Below are 20,461 nucleotides of genomic sequence, written 5' to 3'. Positions count from 1 at the left end.
GGGCTGCTGGCCCCGTTGAGCCTGGTTCCCGTCGACGCCGCGCCCACCGAGGGCTGCTGCTCCGGCTGACCGCGTCACCGGCCCAGTGCCCGCCGACTCCCGGTCGGCGGGCACCGTCCGTGGTGGTCGACGGTCGCGGCAGGCACCGGTTCCGGAGGCGAAACAGCGGTTCCGGTACGCGCAGCGGCAAAGTGTCAGGTAGGCGACGCTGTCCGCGTGGCCCCCCGGAACGGCCGGATCGGCGCTCTTTCAGATGCACTCTGAGCTGGGAGAACTGGTAGGAACGGGTCGAGACTCGACTTCCTACCGACGGCGGGGAGCGGGTCGATATCCGCCGGTCACCTTTGCGGTACGGGGGCATCAGGCACGCGGTCCAGAGCCGAACGGCTGCCTCGTCCCTCTCTCCGTGGGTGACCCACCGCCCCCGATGAGGGAGAACACTTCATGTCCCTGGCGCACCGTCTCCACCCACGGGCGGCCTTCGTCGCCGCACTGCTGCTGCTCGTCAGCCTGCTCGTCGCCCCCACCTCCGCCTCGGCGCGTGACCCCGGCCGGTCCGCCCCACGGGCCTCGGCGTCCACACTCCACCGCCCGCTGCCGGCCACGCCGGCCGCCACCGTGGCGACCCGGCCGAAGCCCCCGGCGGCCCCGGCCGCCCCCACCGCCACCCGCTTCGGTACCACGGCCACGGTCATCTGGAAGGCACCGGCCTCGCCGGACACCGCCATCACCGGGTACGTGGTGACCGCCTACCGCGACGGGACGAAGACCCGGTCGGTCTCCTTCGACGGCGCGAAGACCAGCCGGAAGGTCTCCGGCCTGACGACGAAGGGCAGCTACACCTTCACCGTGGCGGCGAAGAACGCCGCCGGGAGCAGCCCGGCCAGCCCACGCTCGAAGGCGGCGAAGCTGCTCGCCCTGCCGGGGGCCCCGACCATCATCGCGGTCACCGCGGACACCGCCTCGGCCGTGCTGAGCTGGACCCCCGGCCCGGACGGCGGCTCGCCGATCACCGGCTACCAGGTCACCCCGTACGTGGCCGGGGTGCCGCAGGCCACCCAGACGTTCGGCCCGGCCACCACCAACACGGTGACCGGCCTGATCCCGACCACCACGTACACCTTCACCGTGGCGGCCCGTACCGCCGTCGGGACAGGCCCGCAGTCCGCGCCGTCGGCGGCGGTGACCGCGAACGTGTCGCCGACGCTGTTGTTCGACGCGCCGACCGCGGCCACCGTCGGGATCGCCTACACCGCGACCCTGAACGTCACCCACGGCGTGCCGCCGTTCACCTGGTCGGTGGCCTCCGGCGCGCTGCCACCGGGGCTGATCCTCAACCCCACCAGCAACGGCATCTCCGGGGTGCCTACCACCGCGGGCCAGTACCCGGTGGTGATCCGGGTGGTCGACGCGTCTGCCAGGTCCGGCACCCGGCTGATCGTGTTGACCGTCAACCAGGCGCCCGTCCTGAACTTCCCGGCGCCGCCGCTGGCCGAGATCGACGCGATCTACGCCGACCTGCTCACCGTCGTCGGCGGCACCGCGCCGTTCGTCTGGGGGCTTGCCGACGGCGCGATGCCACCGGGGCTGACCCTCGACCCGGCCACCGGCCTGATCTCCGGCCGGCCGACCGTCGTCGGGGCCTACCCGTCCACCATCCGGGTCACCGACGCCAACGGCTTCATCGCCACCAAGGCGATCCGCCTGGTGGTGCAGCCCAAGAGCGTGGTCACCCTGACCGCCTCCACCAACGCCACCACCTTCGGCACCCCGGTGCACTTCGAGGTGGTCATCGGGCCGGGCCAAGCCGACGGGACCGTGACGTTGATCGACGAGGAGCCCAACGGGGTGGAGGCCCGGCTCGGGACGTTCCCGGTGGCGCTGAACCGGTCCTCCTTCGACCTGCAGTTGCCGGCCTTCGGTTTCAACCAGTTCCGGGTGCAGTACGACGGGGTCAATCCCAACGCCGAGGCGGTGTCGAACAAGGTCGCGATCGAGGTCTCCGCCGCGTCGGGGCAACTGGAGATCAGCCAGTTCGCCCAGTCCGGTCTCACCGGTCTCAGCGACCAGTACGTCACGGTCACCAACACCACCCAGCTCAACCTGCCGATCGCAGGGTTCCGGATCGAGGCCCCCGGCGGGGTGGTCGTGGTCATCCCGGGCAGCGCGCGGCTACTTCCACCGCGCCGCGGATTCCTGGTGGTCGGCCCCACCTACTCGTTGCCCAACATCCAGCCCGATCTGGTCGTGTCGGGCCTCGGCCAGGGCGGCCTGCGGCTGGTCGCGCCGGACACCGCACACACCGTCACCGACGCGGCCGGCTCCACGCCGGGCTTCTCCGAGGGCACCCCGCTGCCGGCCTTCGGCAGCCCACCGTTCGTGCCCAACGCGTGGGTGCGGCTGCTCGTCGGCGGGAAACCACAGGACACCAACGACAACGCGACGGACTTCCGGCTGGTGGCGACCGTGCTCGGCCCGCTCAACGGGGTGCCGTCGGCATTGGGCACCCCATCGCCACAGAACAGCCTGGGCACCTACCAGCAGAACACCGCCATGCAGTCGACACTGCTCGACCCGGGCGTCGCCCAGGGCGTCGCGCCCAACCGGGTCCGGGTCGAGGGCAGCCCGGGAACGTTGATCATCCGGCGCACCATCACCAACCGGTCCAGCACGCCGATCACCCAGGCCCGGGTCCGGATCACCAGCCTCAGTCAGGAGAACGGGGCACCGCTGCCCGGCGGGTCGTCCCCGGCCATCCACTCCCACATGCGGCTGGTCAACCCGGTCAACCCGACCAGCTCGATCACCATCAGCACCGGTCAGACGCTGCTGGTGCGGAACCTGTCGATGGACGCGCCGGCCACCAACCCGCCCGGCGGCGGGCTGGCCACCACCCTGACCATCCCGTTCGACCTGGGCGGGCTGCGGCCGGGTGGGCAGGTGCACATCGCCCTCACCTTCGCCGTCGACACGCCGGGCACGTTCTGGATCGCGTACGACATCGACGCGCTCGGCACCGGTGACACCCCGACCATCGCGGGCACCGGCAAGGCGGCCAAGAAGGCCAAGGCGGCCACCTCGGCGAAGCAGCGGGCGCTCGACGCCCGCCGGTTGGCCGAGTCCAGGAAGTTGAGCCTGATCACCGGCACCGTGCGCTGAGGCACTGTCGCATCGGGGGGGGGGGGGGGGGGGGGGCCCCCCCCCCCCCCCCCCCCCCACCGCTGCGCCGACGACGGTCGTTGACCAGGACATGAACGGGGGAGCGATGGGGGCGACCGGGCGGTCCGTCTACGGGCTGTGTGTACACGGGTTGGACGAGGTCGAGGAACTTCCCCCGTCCGAGGCCCACCCGGATCGTCCGGCGGTACGCGTCCGGCAGACCACCGCCGCGCCGCCGCTGCCGGTGCCGATCGACCTCGACGGCGGGGTACGGGTGCTCGCCGACGGGCGGACCCTCGCCGTGGACCGGCGACGGGGCACCGCCACCTTCCACGGCCCGTTGCTCGCCCCCGACGTGCTCGCCCACCCCTACCTCGCCCCGGTGGCGACCGTCTTCAACAGGTGGGCCGGCCGGGAGACCTTCCACAGTGGCGCGTTCGTCCACGCCGGGCGGGCCTGGGCGGTGGTCGGCCCGCGTACCGCCGGCAAGAGCAGCCTGCTCGCCGCCCTGGCCGCCCGGGATGTGCCGGTGCTCGCCGACGACATCCTGGTCGTCGACCACACCGAGGTCTACGCCGGCCCACGCTGCATCGACCTGCGGCACCCCGTGCCGGGGCCGGTGCTGTCCACCCGGATGGTCCGGGCCGGCGACCGGCTGCGGGTGGCCCTGCCCCCGATCGCCGACCGGACCCCGCTGGGCGGCTGGCTCTTCCTCGGCTGGGGTCGGACACCGACGATGACCCCGGTGCCCCCGTCGACGCTGCTGACCCGGCTCGCCGGGTGCCGGTCCTGGCACCGGTTGCCCACCGATCCGACCGTACTGCTGGGTATGGCCGCCCTGCCGGCGTGGGACCTCACCCGGCCGCGCGACTGGGCCGCACTCGGGCCGACCCTGGTGCTGGTCGAGCGGACCCTCACCGCCGCGCGGGCCGTGGCGGCGTCCCGGTGACCGCGTCGCAGGCCACCAGCGCGGCCGTCCGGCACCTTGCCCTCGACGCGGTCGCCGTGGCGACCTGTGCCCGGCTGGCCGATCGGGGGGTGCCAGCCGTCCTGCTCAAGGGGGCCGGGCTGGCCCGTCGACTCGGCACCGAGGGCTGCCGGGTCTACTCCGACGTCGACCTGCTGGTCGCCCCGGACACCTTCGACCACGCCGAGCAGATCCTCGCCGGAGCGGGCTTCCGCAGCGCGGTGGCGCAGGGCTGCCCCGATCCCCGCCTGCTCTGGTACGAACGCCCCTGGCACGCGCCCGGTCCGCTTCCGCTCGTCGTCGACCTGCACCGGGGCTTCCATGGAGTGGCTGACCCGCAGGCGTTCTGGACCCTGCTGTCCGCGTCGGCAGAGCGGCTGTCGCTGGCGGGCGGCACGGTCGCCGTCCCGGCTGCCGGTGCGACGGCCCTGCTGGTCGCGTTGCACGCCGCGATGCCCGGCCGCTCCGACCGGCCGTATGCCGACCTGTTGCGCGCGCTGGAGGTCTTCCCGGTCGGGGTGTGGCAGGCTGCGACGGTGCTCGCCGAGCAGACCGCAGCGGTGCCGATGTTCGGCTTCGGGCTGCGGTTGGCACCGGGCGGTGCGGAACTGGCCGACCGCCTCGGCCTGCCCTGGCGGACGAGCCGGACGCAGTGGATCGCCGTGCGCCGGGTCTCCGGACCCGCGTACGTGCTTGCCCGGCTTGCCGAGTCGCCCAGCGGCCGGGAACGGTGGCGGCAGTTGCTGCCGTACCTCCTTCCATCGCCCGCCGCGATGCGGCACGACAGTCGGCTGGCCCGGCGCGGTCCGGTGGGTCTGCTGGCCGCGTACCTGGTGCGTCTTGCCCGGCACGTCGTCGCGTTGCCCCGGGCAGTGGGGGAACTGCGGACGGCGACGTGGTTGGTCCGGCGGTCCGGCCGTGGCTGACCGGCCTCGGTCGATCCCGAGTGCCGTGGCGTGGACGCTGCGCCGGGGTGGGCTGCCGGCGGTCCGGACGGCCCTCTGGGCGGGCCGGTCGGTGCGCCAGGTCCGCCGGCAGCTTGCCCGGCGCGGGATGGTCGACCTTCGGCTGCCGGCCCCGCCCCCCGACGCCGCCGCGCACCGGGCGGTGATCCTCGGCGTGCTGCGCCGCACGGAGGCCAACTGCCTGGAACGCTCCCTGGTGTTGCAACGCTGGTACGGCGGCCAGTTGATCGCCCGGACGGTGGTGATCGGGGTGACTGCTCCCAGTGTCGGCTTCCACGCCCACGCCTGGCTCGACGGAGACACGAACGCCGAGCGGGAGGCCATGGTGGAGATCCTCCGTCGACCTGCCCCGCCGGCCTGGCTGGGCGAGGGGCACTGACGGCCGGTCAGGACCCCAGCAGCAGGCCGTGTCGGCGCAGATCGTCGAGGAAGGCCGTCACGTCGGCGGTCGCCTGGTCCCGATCGACGGTGGCGTCGTCGACCAGCGTCGTTACCAGGTCGTGCTGGGTCGCGCCATCGACCAGGCGGTGCCACAGCAACGTCCCGGCGCGGTCCAGTCCGAAGTAGACGGACCGATCGGTGTCCAGCACGACCACCTCGTCGCCGGCCTGCCGCCAGGCCACGCGGGTCGGGTCCACCCGGTGCACCATCTGCTGCCCCTTCACGAGATCGCCTCCGCGTCAGATCCGTATCGGTGTGCCCGGTCGTGGGCTGCGGGTCCTCTCGGTGCGGGCCGGGTCGGCGTGAGCTGCGACGAGAACCGCAGTGGTGACGGCGCGGTCGCCAGCCAGAGCTGCTGCACCAGGGCCGCCGTGCCGCTCGGGATCGGCCAGCGGGACCAGGTGTCGCGGAGTGCGTCCACGTCGACCAGATCCGGGTCCGCGCCGGTGCCGTCCCAGGATCGGACGAACTCCCGGGTCGGCGTGCGCAGGAAGACGTCACGGAAGTGGGCCTTGCCCCGGGGGGCGGTGACCTCGGCCGGCAGGGCGTCGCCGACGATCTCGGCGAGCAGACCGCCCCGGGAGGTTCGACGGCGCTGCCCGGCCAGCGCGGTCAGCCCGTCCAGGAAGGCGGGGTCGAGCAGCGGGTGGACCGGGATGACGTCGTGGTCCTCGGCGACGGCGGTGAAGGCCGACCGGGTCACCACCAGATCCCGCCGGCGGACATGCCAGGCGATGCGGGGGCCGAGCAGGCGCGGTTCGGCCCGCTGCTCCGCCCGCAGTGCCCGGCGTACCTGGCGGGCCAGCTCCGCCGGCAGCCAGGGGAACAACCGCCTCGGTCGGTGTCGTCGTGGAAGCTCACGGGCGAGGGCTCGGGCCCGTGCCAGGCGGACCCGGGTCGATCGGGACGGTGGCCGACGCCAACCCGACAGCACCTGGTCACCGCCCAGACCGGTGAGCAGGCTGCCACCGCCGGCCAGCTCCATCACCGGCAGATGCAGGTGCAGGTTCACCGGATGCCGTACCCCGTACCGGTGCAGGAAACGGCCGGCGACCGGGCCGACCAGGTCCAGGTCGTCGCCGGCCCGGAGGATTTCCCACGTTTCGCCCACGCCGAGCGCCGTAACCACCCGGTCCTGCCAGGCGGACTCGTCGGCCCGGGGCGCATCGGTGAACCGCCAGGTGATCGGGACGGGGGCGGGCAGCCCCTCCCGCCTGGCCACCCGGACGGCCACCGCGAGGACCAGCGAGGAGTCCAGGCCACCGGAGAAGCTCACCACGCAGGGCGGGCGGCGCAGCGCGGGTAGCACCGCTCGTTCCAGCGCGGCGAGCGGATCCGGCACGACCGGGGGGACGGCACGCAGTGTGGGCGGGTCCACCCCCAGCATGGTGCCGGACGCGATGTCGAACGGGGTCGGGCGGAGCATGGGCACCTCAGTCGCGGGTCAGGGTTCCCCGGGCGGCGGCGATCCGCAGCGCACGCCCGAAGAACCAGGCAGACAGGGGGAGTAGCAGCACGGTGGCGGCCAGCAGGGTGAGTGCGGAGGTGGCCCAGGCATCGCCGGACAACGCGGCGCGCAGGCCGTCCAGCGCAATCCGGCTGGGCAGCACGGCGGTCAGCGCGGGCAGGGCGCCGGGAAGCGCGGTCACCGGGAAGTACGTTCCGGACAGGAAGGACAACCCGACGACCAGCACCCGGGCGGCACCTTCGCCGTGCCCGACGGCGATGCCGAACGCGGTGAGCCCGATGCCGATCCCCATCATCGCCGCGCTGCCGGTCAGCATGACGGCGGCGACTCCCCACCACTGGGCCCGCTCGGCGTGCAGGCCGAACAGTGTGTGGAGGAGGAACAGATAGAACCCGGCGCGTAGCAGGGCCAGCAGGAACGGGTAGGCGGCCGTGCCTACCGCGAGGGCGGACGCCGGCACCGGCTGGGCGGCCAGCAGTTCCAGCGTACCGCCGCGTTGCTCCCGGGTCACCCGGGAGGTCAACTGGGTGCTCGCCGCCTGGAGGACGAGCATGAAGGTGATGCCGACCGCGACGAAGTCGAAGTAGTTCGTCGGGCCCAGTGGGTGGTGCGCCCCCGGCGGCGTCAACACCCGGGAGATGAACAGGAAGACCATCAGGTTCACCACCCCGAACACCAGATCCAGCAGTAGCGACAGCCGGAGCAACTGTCCCTCGCCCAGGTCCCGCCGCAGCAGCGCGAGCACTGCTCGGCCGCCGACACCCGGCCGGAGTCGGCCCACCGGGTCTCGGCCGGCGGGGGAGCCAGCCGGGCGGGGGCGGACCCGCAGGTTGGCCAGCGGGGTCATCCGGCCGCCGTCAGGGTGAGTCGCTGCTGGCAACGGCTCCCGTCGTCGACATGGTGGGAAGCGATCACGCAGGTCAGCTCCGTGCGCCGCTCGATGGCCTGCCAGAGCAGCCGTCGGCCCTGCTCGTCGAGGGAACGCCCCGGCTCGTCGAGGAGCAGTAGCGCTGGGTCGGCGACGAGCGACCGGGCGATGCTGATCCGGGCGCGCATGCCCGCCGAGCAGCGGGCGGCCGGCATGCTGGCGTATCGGGTGATTCCCAGCTCTTCCTCGATCCCGGTGACGGCGGCGCGGACGGCCCGACAGGGGAGCCGGAGCCGGGCGACCAACGCGATGTTCTGGCGCGCCGTGAGTGTCTCGTAGAGGCCCTGTTCCGGGGCCAGGCACACGCCGGTCGCGCGCTTGGCGTCCGGTGAGCCGACCGGATGGCCGGCTACGGTGGCCTGCCCGGTGCTCAGGGCGAGCGTGCCGGACAGGCACCGCAGCAAGGTGGTCTTACCGGATCCGTTGGGCCCCGCCAGGAGTACCCGTTCGCCGACCGCCACCTCGAAGTCGAGGTCGGTGAAGACGTCGCGTCGACCGAACCGTCGGGTGGCCCGCAAGAGGCGCAGCATCGGCATCCGGGCTCCCACCACCAACTTAGAGCGAGGCGTCGCCGTTGCCGCCCAGCCCGTCGTCAGGGCCGACGGTGCCGCCTCGGGTGAGTTCGGCGAGGGTGCCCAGCCGGGTGACGGTCGGGGGCTGGTAGCCCGGGGCGTCGGGTGCGGTCGGGGTGCCGTCGATGTCGCGGAGTGAATCCATGTCAGTTCCTTGCTCGATAGGTGGCCGCCCAGTACGACCCAGCCATGGGATCAACTGGGTTATTTCTGTGGATAGTACCTTTTATGGGTGGTTCTACTGCTGAGGGCGGTGGAGGTGGCTGTCGTCCGAACTAACGCTTCGACACCCCGTTGGTCACGCCGTCCGGCATGGGCGATGTCACCTATAGTGGGTCATCACCGGATATCGCCCGCTCGGCGAGCAGCCGGGCGATGTGGCCACGGGAGGGCACCGGATGGCGGGCTACCGGCTGCCACTTACCCGGCGACCGACTGCGCGGCCAACCGGGGAAGCCGATCCCGGGTTCGGGGTGCAGCCGTTGCCCTGGCAGCGGTACGCCATGACCGATGCCGACGAGGTGCACGCGTATCTCCGGACCGCCTTCGCCGATGTCAACGTCGTGTTGTCCAAACTCGGGTCCGAGGGCGCGAAATTGCGGGGCATGGGCGCCATGCTCGGCGACGTCGCGCTGCACGGCCTGCGGTACCCGGCGCGCATTCGGTTGGAGGGCGTTCCGTACGGACTGGTCAACATCATCCATGTGCGCGATGGATGGTTCTCGGTCGCCGACCGCAGTGAGGTCCACCGGGTGGCACCCGGCCATGTGGCCCTCCTGCCGGCGGAGCAGATGCTGGAGTTGGAGGGCGAAGCCGTCGAGTCGTTCATGGTCGGGCTGCCCACGGCGTTGGTCGACGAGGTCGCCCGGAGCCGGCCCGGAGGCCACTGTGGACGGGTGCGCTTCGCGGGCACCCGCCCGGCCTCGGCCGGACTGGAGCGGCACTGGCTGGGGACGCTGGCGTACGTCCGGCAGGTGGTGCTGGCCGACGTCGAGCTGGCCACCAACCCGCTGATCATAGGGCAGGTCCGGCACATGCTGGCGACGGCGGCGCTGGCGGTCTTCCCGAGCACCGTCAGCGTTCCCGCGCCGCGCGGCCCGGGTGTGGTCTCGCCCTCCGTGGTGCGCCGGGCGATGGACCATGTGGAGGCGCACAGCGACCGGTACGTGTCACTGGCGGAGTTGGCCGCGGCCGCCGGCGTGTCCGCCCGAGGGTTGCAGTACGCGTTCCGCCGCTACCAGGACACCACCCCGACCCGGTACGCCCGGCGGGTCCGGCTGGACCGCGCCCACCAGGACCTGCGCAACGGCGACCCGGCGGCGGGTGACACGGTGACGGCGATCGCCGCCCGGTGGGGGTTCATGGACCCGAAGCGGTTCGCCACCGACTACCGTGCCGCCTACGGCCAGCCACCGAGCCACACACTGCGGTCCTGACCCCATCGAGCCACACACTGCGGTCCTGACCCCGTCGAGCCACACGCTGCGGTCCTGGACCCCCGCCACACACTGCGGGCCCGACCCCGGGCGTCGTACGCCGGGCGCGGCGCTCTCGCGGTCGGTTCCGCACGGGCGTGTTTGGATGGTCCGGTGGAGTTCACCGTGACAGACGCGCCGGACCGGGAGCGGTTCGAGGCGCGCGACGAGACCGGAACGCTGGCCGGGATGGTCACCTACCAGTTGACCGGCACCATCATCGCCTACACGCACACCGAGGTCGATCCGGCCTTCGAGGGCCGGGGCGTCGGGTCGACCCTGGCCCGCGCGGTCATGGACGACGCCCGCGCCAGGAGGCGGACGGTGGTGCCGATCTGCCCGTTCCTCAGCGACTGGCTGGGTCGGCACCCGGAGTACGCGGACATCGTGGTCCGGTCCACTCGCAAGGTCAAGTAGGTCGCCAGGGGGTGATCTGGCCGCTGCTCGGTAGGCGTCACCTCGGCCACCGGCGGCCGGGCGTCGCTGGGTGAGCGCGTCCGAGCGCTCCGCATCGGTGGGCTGCGCATCCTTGACGGCGTCCGTTTGTTGCGTTGACAATTCCAGCCTGTTAACGCTCACATGACGCCGAGGGATCACCCATGCGCCCAGCAGTTCCCCGGGACCACCACGCCACCACCCTCGTCCCTCGCCGCGTCCGGGCGCTCGCCGCCGCGACGCTGCTCACCCTCCTCGCCCCGCTGGCCCCGGTCGGGACGTCGCCGGCCGACGCGGCTGCCGCAGACGTCACCGACGGGCTGCTGCTCCGCTACGACCTCGACCAGCGCGCCGGCACCACGATCACCGACACCTCCGGGCACGGCAACGACGGCACCCTGGTCGGCGGGGGCACCTGGACCGGCCGGGACGGGCTGCTGCTCGACGGCGTCGACGACCACGTCAAGCTGCCGAACAACATCCTGGCCGGCCGGTCGTCGGTCACCGTCGCGGTCGACGTCCTCGTCGATCCGGCACAGCAGACCCCGTACTTCCTCTGGGGGTTGGGCAACCCGGCCACCTCCGCCGCCGGCACCGGCTACCTGTACGTCAGCGGCGACGCGTTCCGGGCCGGCATCACCACCACCAACTGGTCCGGCGAGAAGGTCACCGGCCCGGGTGCCAACCTCACCCGGGGGGTCTGGAAGTCGATCACCTACACCCAGACCGGCAGCACCGGCACCCTCTATGAGGACGGCGCACAGGTGGCCCGGAACACCGCCGTCACCGTGCTGCCCAGCGCCGTCGGCAACGGCGTCACGACCAGCAACCACCTCGGCCGGTCCAGCTACGCCACCGACCGGTTCCTCAAGGGACGGGTGGCGAACTTCCGGCTCTACGACCGGGCCCTCGCCGCCGCCGAGGTCGCCGCGATCGCGCTGCCCGACGCCACCCGGGTCGCCGCCGACACCGCCGCCCTCGACCTGGGTGACCTCTCGGCCGTCACCGGCCGGCTCACCCTGCCCACCGCCGGCGCGTACGGGTCGACGATCGGCTGGGCCTCCAGCGCCCCGGGCACGATCAGCCCGACCGGCGTGGTGACCCGCCCCGCCGCCACCGACGGCCCGGCCACCGTCACCCTGACCGCCACCCTCACCCGGGGGACGTCGTCGGGCACGAAGACCCTCACCGCCACCGTGCCGCCCGACGCGTCCGACCGGACCCGGGCCGAGGCGGCGGCTGCCGCCCTGTCCCTGGTGAACGCCGACGACGTGCGGGGCAACCTCACCCTGCCGGGCACCGGCCTGCACGGCGCGACCGTCGCCTGGCGCTCCGCCCGGCCGGAGGTGGTCGCCCCGGACGGCGTGGTCAAGCGACCGGCATCCGGTGCCGGCGACGTCACGGTGCCGGTGACCGCCACGGTCACCGTCGGCACCGCCACCGCCGAGCGGACCATCGCGCTGACCGTCCGGCAGTTGCCGGCCCCCGCGCCGTACGCCGGCTACGCCTTCAGCTACTTTACCGGCAACTCGATCGCCGGGGAGAAGATCTACTTCGCCACCAGCCGGGGCAACAACGCCCTGCAGTGGACCGAGGTCAACGGCGGCCAGCCCAGGCTGGAGTCGACCCACGGCACCCTCGGGCTACGTGATCCGTTCCTGATCCGCAGCCCGGAGGGGGACCGGTTCTTCCTGATCGCCACCGACCTGTCGATCGGCCGCAACGGCGACTGGGACGCCGCTCAGCGCCGGGGCAGCCGCTACCTGGAGGTGTGGGAGTCCACCGACCTGGTGAACTGGTCGGCGCAGCGGCACGTCGAGGTGTCCCCGCCCACCGCCGGCAACACCTGGGCGCCGGAGGCGTACTGGGACGCGACGCGCGGCGAGTACCTGGTGTTCTGGGCCTCGAAGCTGTACGCCGAGAACGACCCGAACCACACCGGCAACACGTACAACCGGATGCTGGCCGCGACGACCCGCGACTTCGTCACCTTCAGCCCGGCCACGATCTGGCAGGACCGGGGCGAGTCGCGGATCGACTCCACCATGATCCGCGAGGGTGACACCTACTACCGGTTCACCAAGGACGAGGGCGGCGGTGGCACCGGCTGCTCCGACATCATCCAGGAGAAGTCCTCCTCGTTGACCGCCGTCGACCTGCCCGACCGGCCGGCGTGGACGATGCTCGACTCGTGCATCGGCCGGGACGCCGGGACCTCCGCCGTCGAGGGCCCCACGGTCTTCAAGGCCAACCCCGGGGACACCTCCGGCTCGGCGTACTACCTCTTCGTCGACGAGTACGGCGGCCGGGGCTACATCCCGCTGGGCACCGACGACCTGGCGAAACCGAACTGGAAGGTGCCGGCCTCCTACCGGCTGCCCGCCAGCCCACGCCACGGCACCGTCATCCCGGTCACCCGCGCCGAACTCGACGCGCTGAACGACGCGCCGCCGCCGGTGTCCGCCAACGCCGACGGCGTGGTCGCCCACTACCCGCTCGACCAGGCCACCGGCGGCACGGTCACCGACGACTCCGGCAACGGACACCACGCCACGCTGGCCGGCGACGCCCGCTGGGACGCCGGCAGCCTCACCCTCGGCGGCACCAACGGCCACGTCGACCTGCCCGACGACATCATGGCCGGGCTCGACGAGATCACCGTGTCGATGGACGTGAACATCGCCGCCGACCAGGCCACCCCGTACTTCGTCTGGGGGCTGGGCAACACCGACTCCGGCGGCGTCGGCAACGGCTACCTGTTCACCACCGGCAACGACTACCGGACCTCGATCACCCTGGGCAACTGGACCGGCGAGCAGACCGTCAACGGTGGCCGCGCGGTGCCCCGGGGGGCGTGGAAGACCCTGACGTACACCCTGAACCGGGCCGGCACGGCCCGGCTCTACCTGGACGGGGTCCGCGTCGCCGAGAAGACCGGGTTGACCGTCGCGCCCGGCGACATCGGCGGCGGCCGGACCACCGCCAACTACCTCGGCCGCTCCCAGTACGCCAGCGACCGCTACCTCAAGGGACGGGTGCGCGACTTCTCCCTCTACAACCGGGTGCTCACCGACGCCGAGGTCGCCGCGCTCGGTGCCAACGGCACCAGCGTGGTCTCCGTCGAACTGGACAGCCTCAAGGTCCCCGCCATCGTGGACGCCGCCACCGGCACCATCACCCTGCCGGTCCGGCCGGGCACCGACCTGACCACCCTCGCCCCGCGTTACGTGGTCGCACCCACCTCGACGGTCAGGCCCGCCGGGGCGCGCAACTACACCCGACCGGTGACGATCACCGTCACCAGCGCCGCCGGCGCAAGCCGCGCCTGGACCGTCAAGGCGGTGCCGATGCGCTCCCCGGTGCTGCCCGGCTTCCACGCCGACCCGAACATCGTCCGGTTCGGCGACACCTACTACATCTACGGCACCACCGACGGCTTCCCCGGCTGGGGCAGCTCGACGTTCACCGTCTGGTCGAGCCGGAACCTGGTCGACTGGACCGCCCACGACACCATCCTCGACCTCGGCCCCGACATCGCCTGGGCGGACACCAACGCGTGGGCGCCGGCCGCGATCGAGAAGAACGGGAAGTACTATTTCTACTTCTCGGCGCAGCAGAACATCGGCGTCGCGGTGGCCGACTCACCGCTCGGGCCGTTCGTCGACCCGATCGGCCGGCCGCTGGTGAGCAAGGCCGACTACGGCAACGCCCAGCAGATCGACCCGGCGGTCTTCACCGACGACGACGGGCAGAGCTACCTGTACTGGGGCAACGGGACGCCGTACGTGGTCCCGCTCAACGCCGACATGACCTCGTACGACGTCGGCAAGCGGGTCCGGCTGACCGGCCTGACGGACTTCCGCGAGGGCCTGTTCATGCACAAGCGCAACGGCGTCTACTACCTGTCCTGGTCGGTCGACGACACCGGCAGCGAGAACTACCGGGTCGGCTACGGCATCGGCAGCAGCCCGCTGGGGCCGTTCACCAGCAAGGGGGAGATCCTCACCAAGGACCCGACCCAGGGCATCCTCGGCACCGGTCACCACTCGATCGTCCAGGTGCCGGGCACCGATGACTGGTACGTGGCGTACCACCGGTTCGCCATCCCCGGCGGGGACGGCACCCACCGGGAGACCACCATCGACCGCCTCCACTTCAACGACGACGGCACGATCCGGCCGGTGGCCCCGACGCTGACCGGCGTCGAGCCGCTGCGCTACCGGGGCGGGCAGCCCCGGCTGCGGATCAGCGACCCGGGCGCGGCCGGCTGGTACGGGGCCAACGCCGCGCTCACCCTCGACCACGGGGCGCTGATCCGGCTGGTGGAGTACCAGATCGACGGGGGAGGCTGGTTCCCGTACCGGGAGCCGGTCGCCCTGCCGGCCGGACGCTACACAGTGGAGTACCGGGCGCAGGGGGTCAACCTGTTCTGGAGCGAGCCCTGGTCGGTGCCGGTGCAGGTGGACCGGGTCGCGCCGACCGCCGAGGCGACGCTGGCCGGCCGCGCGCTGGAGATCAGCGCCCGGGACGCCGACTCCGGGGTCGCCCGGGTCGAGTACCGGTTGGACGGTGGCCAGTGGTCCACCTGGACCGGGCCGGTGCCGCTCGACGACCTGGCGCACGGGGTGCGCTACCGGGCGGTCGACGTGGCCGGCAACGTCAGCGCCGTGGCCGTCCTGCGGGTTCCCGCCCTGAGGTAGCACCGGACGCCGCATCGCCCGACCGGAAGTCTCCCGGTCGGGCGATGCCGTATGTGGAGCCACGCCCCGTACGACGACGACCCGGAGGAGACCTGGACGAATGCCGGGCACCGAAGGTGACTGATAGTGTTCTGTTGGTGGTTCTGTGGCGGGAGAGCAGAGCCATGGCGGGATGCTGGGGGGCGACGGCAGGATGCTCGGGGGCGACGTCGTCATCACCGGCATCGGTGCTGCCACGCCGCCCGTTCCCGACACCGTCGGGGCCACCGTACGCGGGCTGCCGGCTCCCAGTCCGGCCGCGCCCGGCGCGCACTTCGTGCCCTCCTCCCTGACCAGCCTGCCGGCCGGTGAGATGCCGGCGCGGGCGACGCCCACCAACGCCTTCGGCTTCGGCGGGCGGAACTGCGTCGTCGTGTGCACCGATACCCCGTCGCGAGGAGAGCCCGGATGACCGCGCAGTTCCCGTTGAGCCCCACCGACCACCCGACCCCGCCGCAGACCCGGGCGGAGATCCTCGCCGATCCCGGCTTCGGCCGGTACTTCACCGACCACATGGCGACCGCCGTCTGGTCGCCGGACGCCGGGTGGCACGACCACCGGGTGGGCGCGCTGGAGCCGTTCACCATGCACCCCGGCGCGGCGGTCCTGCACTACGCGCAGGAGATCCTCGAGGGGCTCAAGGCGTTCCGGCACGCCGACGGCAGCATCTGGCTGTTCCGCCCGGAGCTCAACGCGCGTCGGTTCGCCGCGTCGGCCCGCCGGATGGTCCTGCCCGAGCTGGACGAGGAGACCTTCATCGAGAGCGTGGCCGCGCTGGTCCGCGCCGACGAGGCCTGGGTGCCGCCGTACGGGGGTGAGCAGAGCCTCTACCTGCGCCCGTTCATGTTCGCCTCGGAGGCGTTCCTCGGGGTGCGCCCGGCCCAGCAGGTCACCTACTGCGTGCTGGCCTGCCCGGCCGGGCCGTACTTCCCGAACGGGGTCACCGGCGTCACGCTGTGGGTCAGCACCACCTACAGCCGCGCGTCGATCGGTGGCACCGGCGCGGCCAAGTGCGGCGGCAACTACGCGGCCAGTCTGGCCCCCCAGCGGGAGGCCCTGGGGCACGGCTGCGAGCAGGTCCTCTACCTGGGCGGCGAGGGGCGGCGCAGCATCGACGAGTCGGGCACCATGAACGTCTTCTTCGTGACCCGGGACCACCAACTGCTCACCCCCGGGCTGGGCACCATCCTCGACGGGGTGACCCGGGACAGCGTGCTGACCCTCGCCGCCGCGCACGGGCTGACGCCGGTGCAGCGGACGATCGACCTGGACGAGATGCGCGCCGGGTTCGCCGACGGGTCGATGACCGAGGCGTTCGCGGCCGGCACGGCGGCGGTGATCACCCCGATCATCGGGCTCAAGAGCGACGGGTTCGCCCTCACCATCGGCGACGGGGCACCGGGCAAGTACACCCAGCAGTTTCGGGAGCGCCTGCTCGACATCCAGTCCGGCCGGGCTGCCGACCCCCACGGCTGGATGCGCCGGGTGCGGTAGTGCCCACCCCCGCCGCTACAGGTGGCGTCCGGGCGGCACCGGGTCCGCTGGCTCACCGGGCCGCGACGCGCGCGACCCGGCCCGGTGAGCAGCGGCTCATTCCAGCACGAAGGTGGCGTCGGCATTGCCGGTGGCGTCGGTGACGGTCCGCAGGTAGAGCAGGCCGCCGCTGTGCCGCAGGTACTGGCCGGGGAAGTTGACCGCCTCGAAGGACACCCCGCCGGAGTTCGACAGGCCCGTCCGTTGGACGAAGCTGGCGTCGGCGCGGTAGGTCGACGACGCGTCGTCGCGCTCGACCCACACCTCGTAGTTGCGGTGCCGCAGGTAGTAGCCGGGGTAGTTGGTGGACTCCAGGGAGACCGTGCTGCCCCCCGCCAGGCCGGGCACGATCCGGAACTGGGAGTCGGCGAGGTTCGTCACGTTCGCCTCCACCCGGGCCCGGTAGTCGTAGTGCCGGACGAACCGGTCGGGCAGGTTGTCCGAGCGGAGCCGGACCGGGGTGGTCCCGTCGGGCACCGGGATGCCGAAGTTCGGGGTGCCGTCGGCGTTCCAGTAGACCTTCTGGATCCGGGTCCGCCGGTTGGGGTCCCGCAACGGGTCACCGCTGATGTCCCGGTAGTTGCGGTCGTGGTAGACGAGGATGTCGCTGAGACCGTCCTCGGAGACGGTGAACGAGTTGTGGCCCGGTCCGAACTGGCCGGTCGAGGAGTTGCTGGTGAAGACCGGCTGCGGTGACTTGACCCAGGACGACGGGTTGAGCAGGTCGCTGCCGGCCGACGCGGTCAGCAGGCCGAGGCAGTAGTTGGCGTCGGTGGCGCTGGCCGAGTAGGTGAGGAAGATCCGCCCGTTGCGTTGCAGCACGGTCGGCCCCTCGTTGACCTTCACCCCACCGCGCATCTCCCACTCCAGGGTCGGCACCGCGATCCGGGTCGGGGTGCCGCTGAGCGTCCAGGGGTTCGCCATCCGGGCGATGTAGAGGTTGGAGTTGGTGGAGATGCCGGGTTCGGCCTGGGCCCAGATCAGATAGCGGACGCCGTTGGTCACGAACGTCGACGCGTCGAGGGCGAAGGTCTCCCAGGGGGTGCGGATCTGCCCCTTCTCCGCCCAACTCGCGGTCAGCGGGTTGGCCCCGGTGGCCTCCAGGACGTACATCCGGATCGCCCAGACGTTGTCGGTGGCGCCGGCGGCGAAGTAGACGTACCAGCGGCCGTCGATGAAGTGGATCTCGGGGGCCCAGATGTGCGCGCCCATGATCCCGCTGGTGTGCCGCCGCCAGATGACGGTTTCCGGGGCGCTGGACAGGCCCTGGAGGGTGGTGGCCCGGCGCAGCACGATCCGGTCGTACTCGGGGACCGTGGCGGTGAGGTAGTAGTAGCCGTCGGTGTGCCGGAAGATGTGCGGATCGGCGCGCTGGGCGACCAGCGGATTGGTGGCCCGTACGGCCGGGGTCGCCCCGGCCGGGGTCGCGGCGACCAGCATGGTGGCCAGCATCGCCAGGACGAGCAGCGCCGCCGTCCGTCCCCGGCCGGCGTGCCGCCCGGCCGGGGGCGGGTCGGTGGCGTCGGCCGTCGGGTCGGCGTGGGATGCGGTGCCGGTGGGTGGGGACGGGTACGGCGGGATCGCCGACCATCGGGTGTGTGAGGCGGGCACGGTGGGGCTCCTTGGTCGGGGGTGGGTGGACGCGGCCCGCCGTCCGTCCCCGAAGGGGTGGACGGACGGCGGGCCGGGGACGGGGGCTACGACTTGGCGAGGTCGAACTGCCGGACGGTCACCGCGCCACCGAGCGAGCTGGTGGCGTAGTTGAACATGGCGAACCGGTAGCCCATGAAGAACTGCCAGGCGTTGTTGAGGGTGAAGGCGGGCCCGAGCGAGGTGAAGTTGACCCCGTCGGTGCTGTAGGAGAAGCGTGCCTGCCGACCGCTGCCGGGACTGATGTCGGCGTTGATCCGCAGCCAGATCCGGCCTCCGGAGATGCCGGCCCCGGCGACCTCGGTGCCGGTGCTGGTGGTGTTCCAGTTGCTGTCCATGGTCAGGTTGTTGACCACGGCGACCCTGGTCGCGCCGTTGTCGCGTCGTACGCCGATCCAGGCCGACTGGTCCCGCAGCATCGCCAGGCCGGAGCGGTCACCGTCGCGCATGGCGGAGTAGTCGAGTTCGATGGTCGCCGTCGACCGGGGCCCCTGGATGCGGTGGGTCAGGGTGTTGCGGGCGTTGTACAGGTCGTTGGTCACGGTGGCGGTCTGTAGCCGCAGGCCGTTGTTGACCGACCACTTCGTGTTGTCCGGGTTGTGGTTCCATTCGTACTGCGGGCCGAGGGTGGTGCCGGCGAAGGTGTCGTTGCCGGTCATCGGTTTGACGGTCCGCGGTGGGCGCGGCACGTTCGGGTACGGGTAGGAGCCGCCCCAGGCGTTGTTGACCAGCTGGATCACCGGCCAGCCGCTGGAGTTCCAGGTGACCGGGGCGAGCACCGGCACCCGGCCGCCGGGGTAGGCGTCCTGGAACCCCATGTAGTACCAGTCCCCGTTCTGCGTCTGCACCAGACCGCCCTGGTGCGGCACGCCGCCGCCGGAGATGGGTCCGGGCAGGTTGAGCAGCACCTGTTGCATGGTGTACGGCCCGAAGGGGCTCGACGCCTTCAGGATGTACTGCCCGTTGGCCGGCCGGGTGAGGAAGATGTAGTAACTGCCGTTGCGCTTGTAGAACCGGGCCCCCTCCAGGGTGCCCACGCTCGACGGCGTGGTGAACACCTGCTGCGTCCGCACCTGGGTCTTCCCGTCGGCGGAGAGTTGGGCGACGCTGATGTTCGTGTTGCCGTAGGCGACGTACATGGTGTCGTCGTCGTCGACCAGCAGGCCCGCGTCGTAGTAGCAGCTGTTGAGGGTGGTGTGCCGGGTCCAGGGGCCCTCGGCCGAGGGCGCGGTGTAGATGTAGGTCTTGTCGAAGTCGATGCAACCGCCCCAGTAGAACGTCTTGTTGCTCTTGCGGTAGCCCAGGAACGACGCCCAGATGCCCCGGACGTACCCGCGTCCCGCGGTCATGTCGTACTTCTGGCCGAAGTCCAGCTTGGGCACCGAGTGTCCGGCGAACTCCCAGTTGACCAGGTCGTAGGAGCGCAGCACCGGGGCGCCGGGGGAGTAGTGCATGGTCGACGCCGAGTAGTAGTAGGTGTCGTCGACCCGGAGGATGTCGATGTCCGCGAAGTCCTGCCAGATCACCGGGTTGCTGAAGGTGGACGAGGGCGGCCACTGGCTCGGCGGCGTGGTGGGCGGGGGCGTCGTGGGTGGCGGCGTGGTGGGTGGTGGCGTCGTGGGCGGGGCCGTGGTCGGTGGCGGCGTGGTCGGCGGGGCGGTGGTGGGTGGCGGGGTGGTCGTGCCACCGGTGCAGGCGGTGCCGTTGAGGGTGAAACTCGTCGGCTTCGGGTTGCTGCCGGTCCACGAGCCGTTGAAGCCGAACGACACGGTGGCGTTGGTGGCGATGGCGCTGTTGTAGCTGACGTTGCGGGCGGTCACCTGGGCGCCGGACTGGGTGACGGTGGCGTTCCACGCCTGGGTGATCTGCTGCCCGGCCCCGTACGACCAGGTCAGGGTCCATCCGTCGATCGGGTCGCCCAGGTTGGTGACGGTGACGTTCGCGCCGAAGCCGCCACCCCACTCCGACGAGACGCTGTAGTCGACCGCGCAGCCGGACGCGGCGGCCTCGGCCGGTAGGGCGACCGCCGTTCCGGCGGCGATCAGACCGGTGGCCAGGAACAGCCGCGCCGGCAGCTTTCTGGTGAGTGGCATTCGGTACTCCTACTGGGGGTGGTGGGAGCCGGTGGT

Annotated in this window: 16 protein-coding genes; 9 read left to right on the top strand and 7 right to left on the bottom strand. The window is 72.1% G+C overall.

The window, feature by feature from the left end:
* Positions 1-444 precede the first annotated feature (444 nt).
* The 4 genes from ACIG87_RS07860 (at position 445) to ACIG87_RS07845 (ending at position 5,470) form a co-directional block, all read left to right on the top strand.
* Positions 445-3,159: a fibronectin type III domain-containing protein gene (locus tag ACIG87_RS07860; RefSeq protein ID WP_396849186.1), complete on the top strand. Its 2,715-nt coding sequence runs from the start codon at positions 445-447 to the stop codon at positions 3,157-3,159.
* A 91-nt stretch (positions 3,160-3,250) separates the two neighbouring features.
* The gene (locus ACIG87_RS07855; RefSeq protein ID WP_396849185.1) at positions 3,251-4,108 is read left to right on the top strand and encodes a hypothetical protein; all 858 of its coding nucleotides are present in this window, start codon (positions 3,251-3,253) and stop codon (positions 4,106-4,108) included.
* Positions 4,105-5,052 carry a nucleotidyltransferase family protein gene (locus ACIG87_RS07850; RefSeq protein WP_396849183.1) on the top strand — a complete coding sequence of 316 codons (948 nt, stop codon included), beginning with the start codon at positions 4,105-4,107 and terminating at the stop codon, positions 5,050-5,052. Before ACIG87_RS07855 ends, ACIG87_RS07850 begins: the two co-directional genes overlap by 4 nt.
* Positions 5,045-5,470, top strand: a complete 426-nt coding sequence (locus ACIG87_RS07845) for a lasso peptide biosynthesis B2 protein (protein WP_396849181.1) — start codon at positions 5,045-5,047, stop codon at positions 5,468-5,470. The genes ACIG87_RS07850 and ACIG87_RS07845 overlap by 8 nt, the downstream gene beginning before the upstream one ends.
* A 7-nt stretch (positions 5,471-5,477) precedes the next feature.
* On the opposite strand, the gene ACIG87_RS07840 is transcribed toward ACIG87_RS07845, so the two are convergent.
* The 5 genes from ACIG87_RS07840 to ACIG87_RS07820 are packed head-to-tail and all read right to left on the bottom strand — an operon-like array spanning position 5,478 to position 8,645.
* Complete coding sequence (locus ACIG87_RS07840) at positions 5,478-5,756, bottom strand: PqqD family protein (RefSeq protein WP_396849179.1); 279 nt, start codon at positions 5,754-5,756, stop codon at positions 5,478-5,480.
* Complete coding sequence (locus ACIG87_RS07835; RefSeq protein ID WP_396849178.1) at positions 5,753-6,958, bottom strand: asparagine synthase-related protein; 1,206 nt, start codon at positions 6,956-6,958, stop codon at positions 5,753-5,755. Before ACIG87_RS07835 ends, ACIG87_RS07840 begins: the two co-directional genes overlap by 4 nt.
* Before the next feature lie 7 nt (positions 6,959-6,965).
* The gene (locus ACIG87_RS07830; RefSeq protein ID WP_396849176.1) at positions 6,966-7,847 is read right to left on the bottom strand and encodes an ABC transporter permease; all 882 of its coding nucleotides are present in this window, start codon (positions 7,845-7,847) and stop codon (positions 6,966-6,968) included.
* Positions 7,844-8,464: an ATP-binding cassette domain-containing protein gene (locus ACIG87_RS07825; RefSeq protein WP_396849175.1), complete on the bottom strand. Its 621-nt coding sequence runs from the start codon at positions 8,462-8,464 to the stop codon at positions 7,844-7,846. Before ACIG87_RS07825 ends, ACIG87_RS07830 begins: the two co-directional genes overlap by 4 nt.
* 19 nt (positions 8,465-8,483) lie before the next feature.
* Entirely contained in the window at positions 8,484-8,645 is a 162-nt protein-coding gene (locus ACIG87_RS07820) for a lasso RiPP family leader peptide-containing protein (RefSeq protein ID WP_396849173.1), read from the bottom strand.
* A gap of 337 nt (positions 8,646-8,982) precedes the next feature.
* Here ACIG87_RS07820 and ACIG87_RS07815 point away from each other — a divergent pair, with 337 nt between their 5' ends.
* The 5 genes from ACIG87_RS07815 to ACIG87_RS07795 all read left to right on the top strand — a co-directional run bounded on the left by ACIG87_RS07815 (position 8,983) and on the right by ACIG87_RS07795 (position 16,643).
* Entirely contained in the window at positions 8,983-9,936 is a 954-nt protein-coding gene (locus ACIG87_RS07815) for a helix-turn-helix transcriptional regulator (protein ID WP_396849171.1), read from the top strand.
* 165 nt (positions 9,937-10,101) lie between these two features.
* Positions 10,102-10,392: a GNAT family N-acetyltransferase gene (locus ACIG87_RS07810; RefSeq protein WP_396849169.1), complete on the top strand. Its 291-nt coding sequence runs from the start codon at positions 10,102-10,104 to the stop codon at positions 10,390-10,392.
* Positions 10,393-10,574: 182 nt separating this feature from the next.
* On the top strand, positions 10,575-15,110 hold the full coding sequence (locus ACIG87_RS07805) for a family 43 glycosylhydrolase (protein WP_396849167.1): 4,536 nt from the start codon (positions 10,575-10,577) through the stop codon (positions 15,108-15,110).
* Positions 15,111-15,255: 145 nt separating this feature from the next.
* Complete coding sequence (locus tag ACIG87_RS07800; protein ID WP_396849165.1) at positions 15,256-15,561, top strand: hypothetical protein; 306 nt, start codon at positions 15,256-15,258, stop codon at positions 15,559-15,561.
* Positions 15,558-16,643: a branched-chain amino acid aminotransferase gene (locus ACIG87_RS07795; RefSeq protein WP_396849163.1), complete on the top strand. Its 1,086-nt coding sequence runs from the start codon at positions 15,558-15,560 to the stop codon at positions 16,641-16,643. Before ACIG87_RS07800 ends, ACIG87_RS07795 begins: the two co-directional genes overlap by 4 nt.
* A gap of 96 nt (positions 16,644-16,739) precedes the next feature.
* On the opposite strand, the gene ACIG87_RS07790 is transcribed toward ACIG87_RS07795, so the two are convergent.
* On the bottom strand, positions 16,740-18,293 hold the full coding sequence (locus ACIG87_RS07790; RefSeq protein WP_396849161.1) for a family 43 glycosylhydrolase: 1,554 nt from the start codon (positions 18,291-18,293) through the stop codon (positions 16,740-16,742).
* 86 nt (positions 18,294-18,379) lie between these two features.
* Positions 18,380-20,425 carry a family 43 glycosylhydrolase gene (locus tag ACIG87_RS07785; protein WP_396849159.1) on the bottom strand — a complete coding sequence of 682 codons (2,046 nt, stop codon included), beginning with the start codon at positions 20,423-20,425 and terminating at the stop codon, positions 18,380-18,382.
* Positions 20,426-20,461 lie beyond the last annotated feature (36 nt).

The sequence above is a fragment of the Micromonospora sp. NPDC051925 genome, assembly GCF_044548625.1.
Classification (GTDB): Bacteria; Actinomycetota; Actinomycetes; order Mycobacteriales; family Micromonosporaceae; genus Micromonospora.
This window is presented reverse-complemented; position numbering and strand designations above follow the sequence as displayed.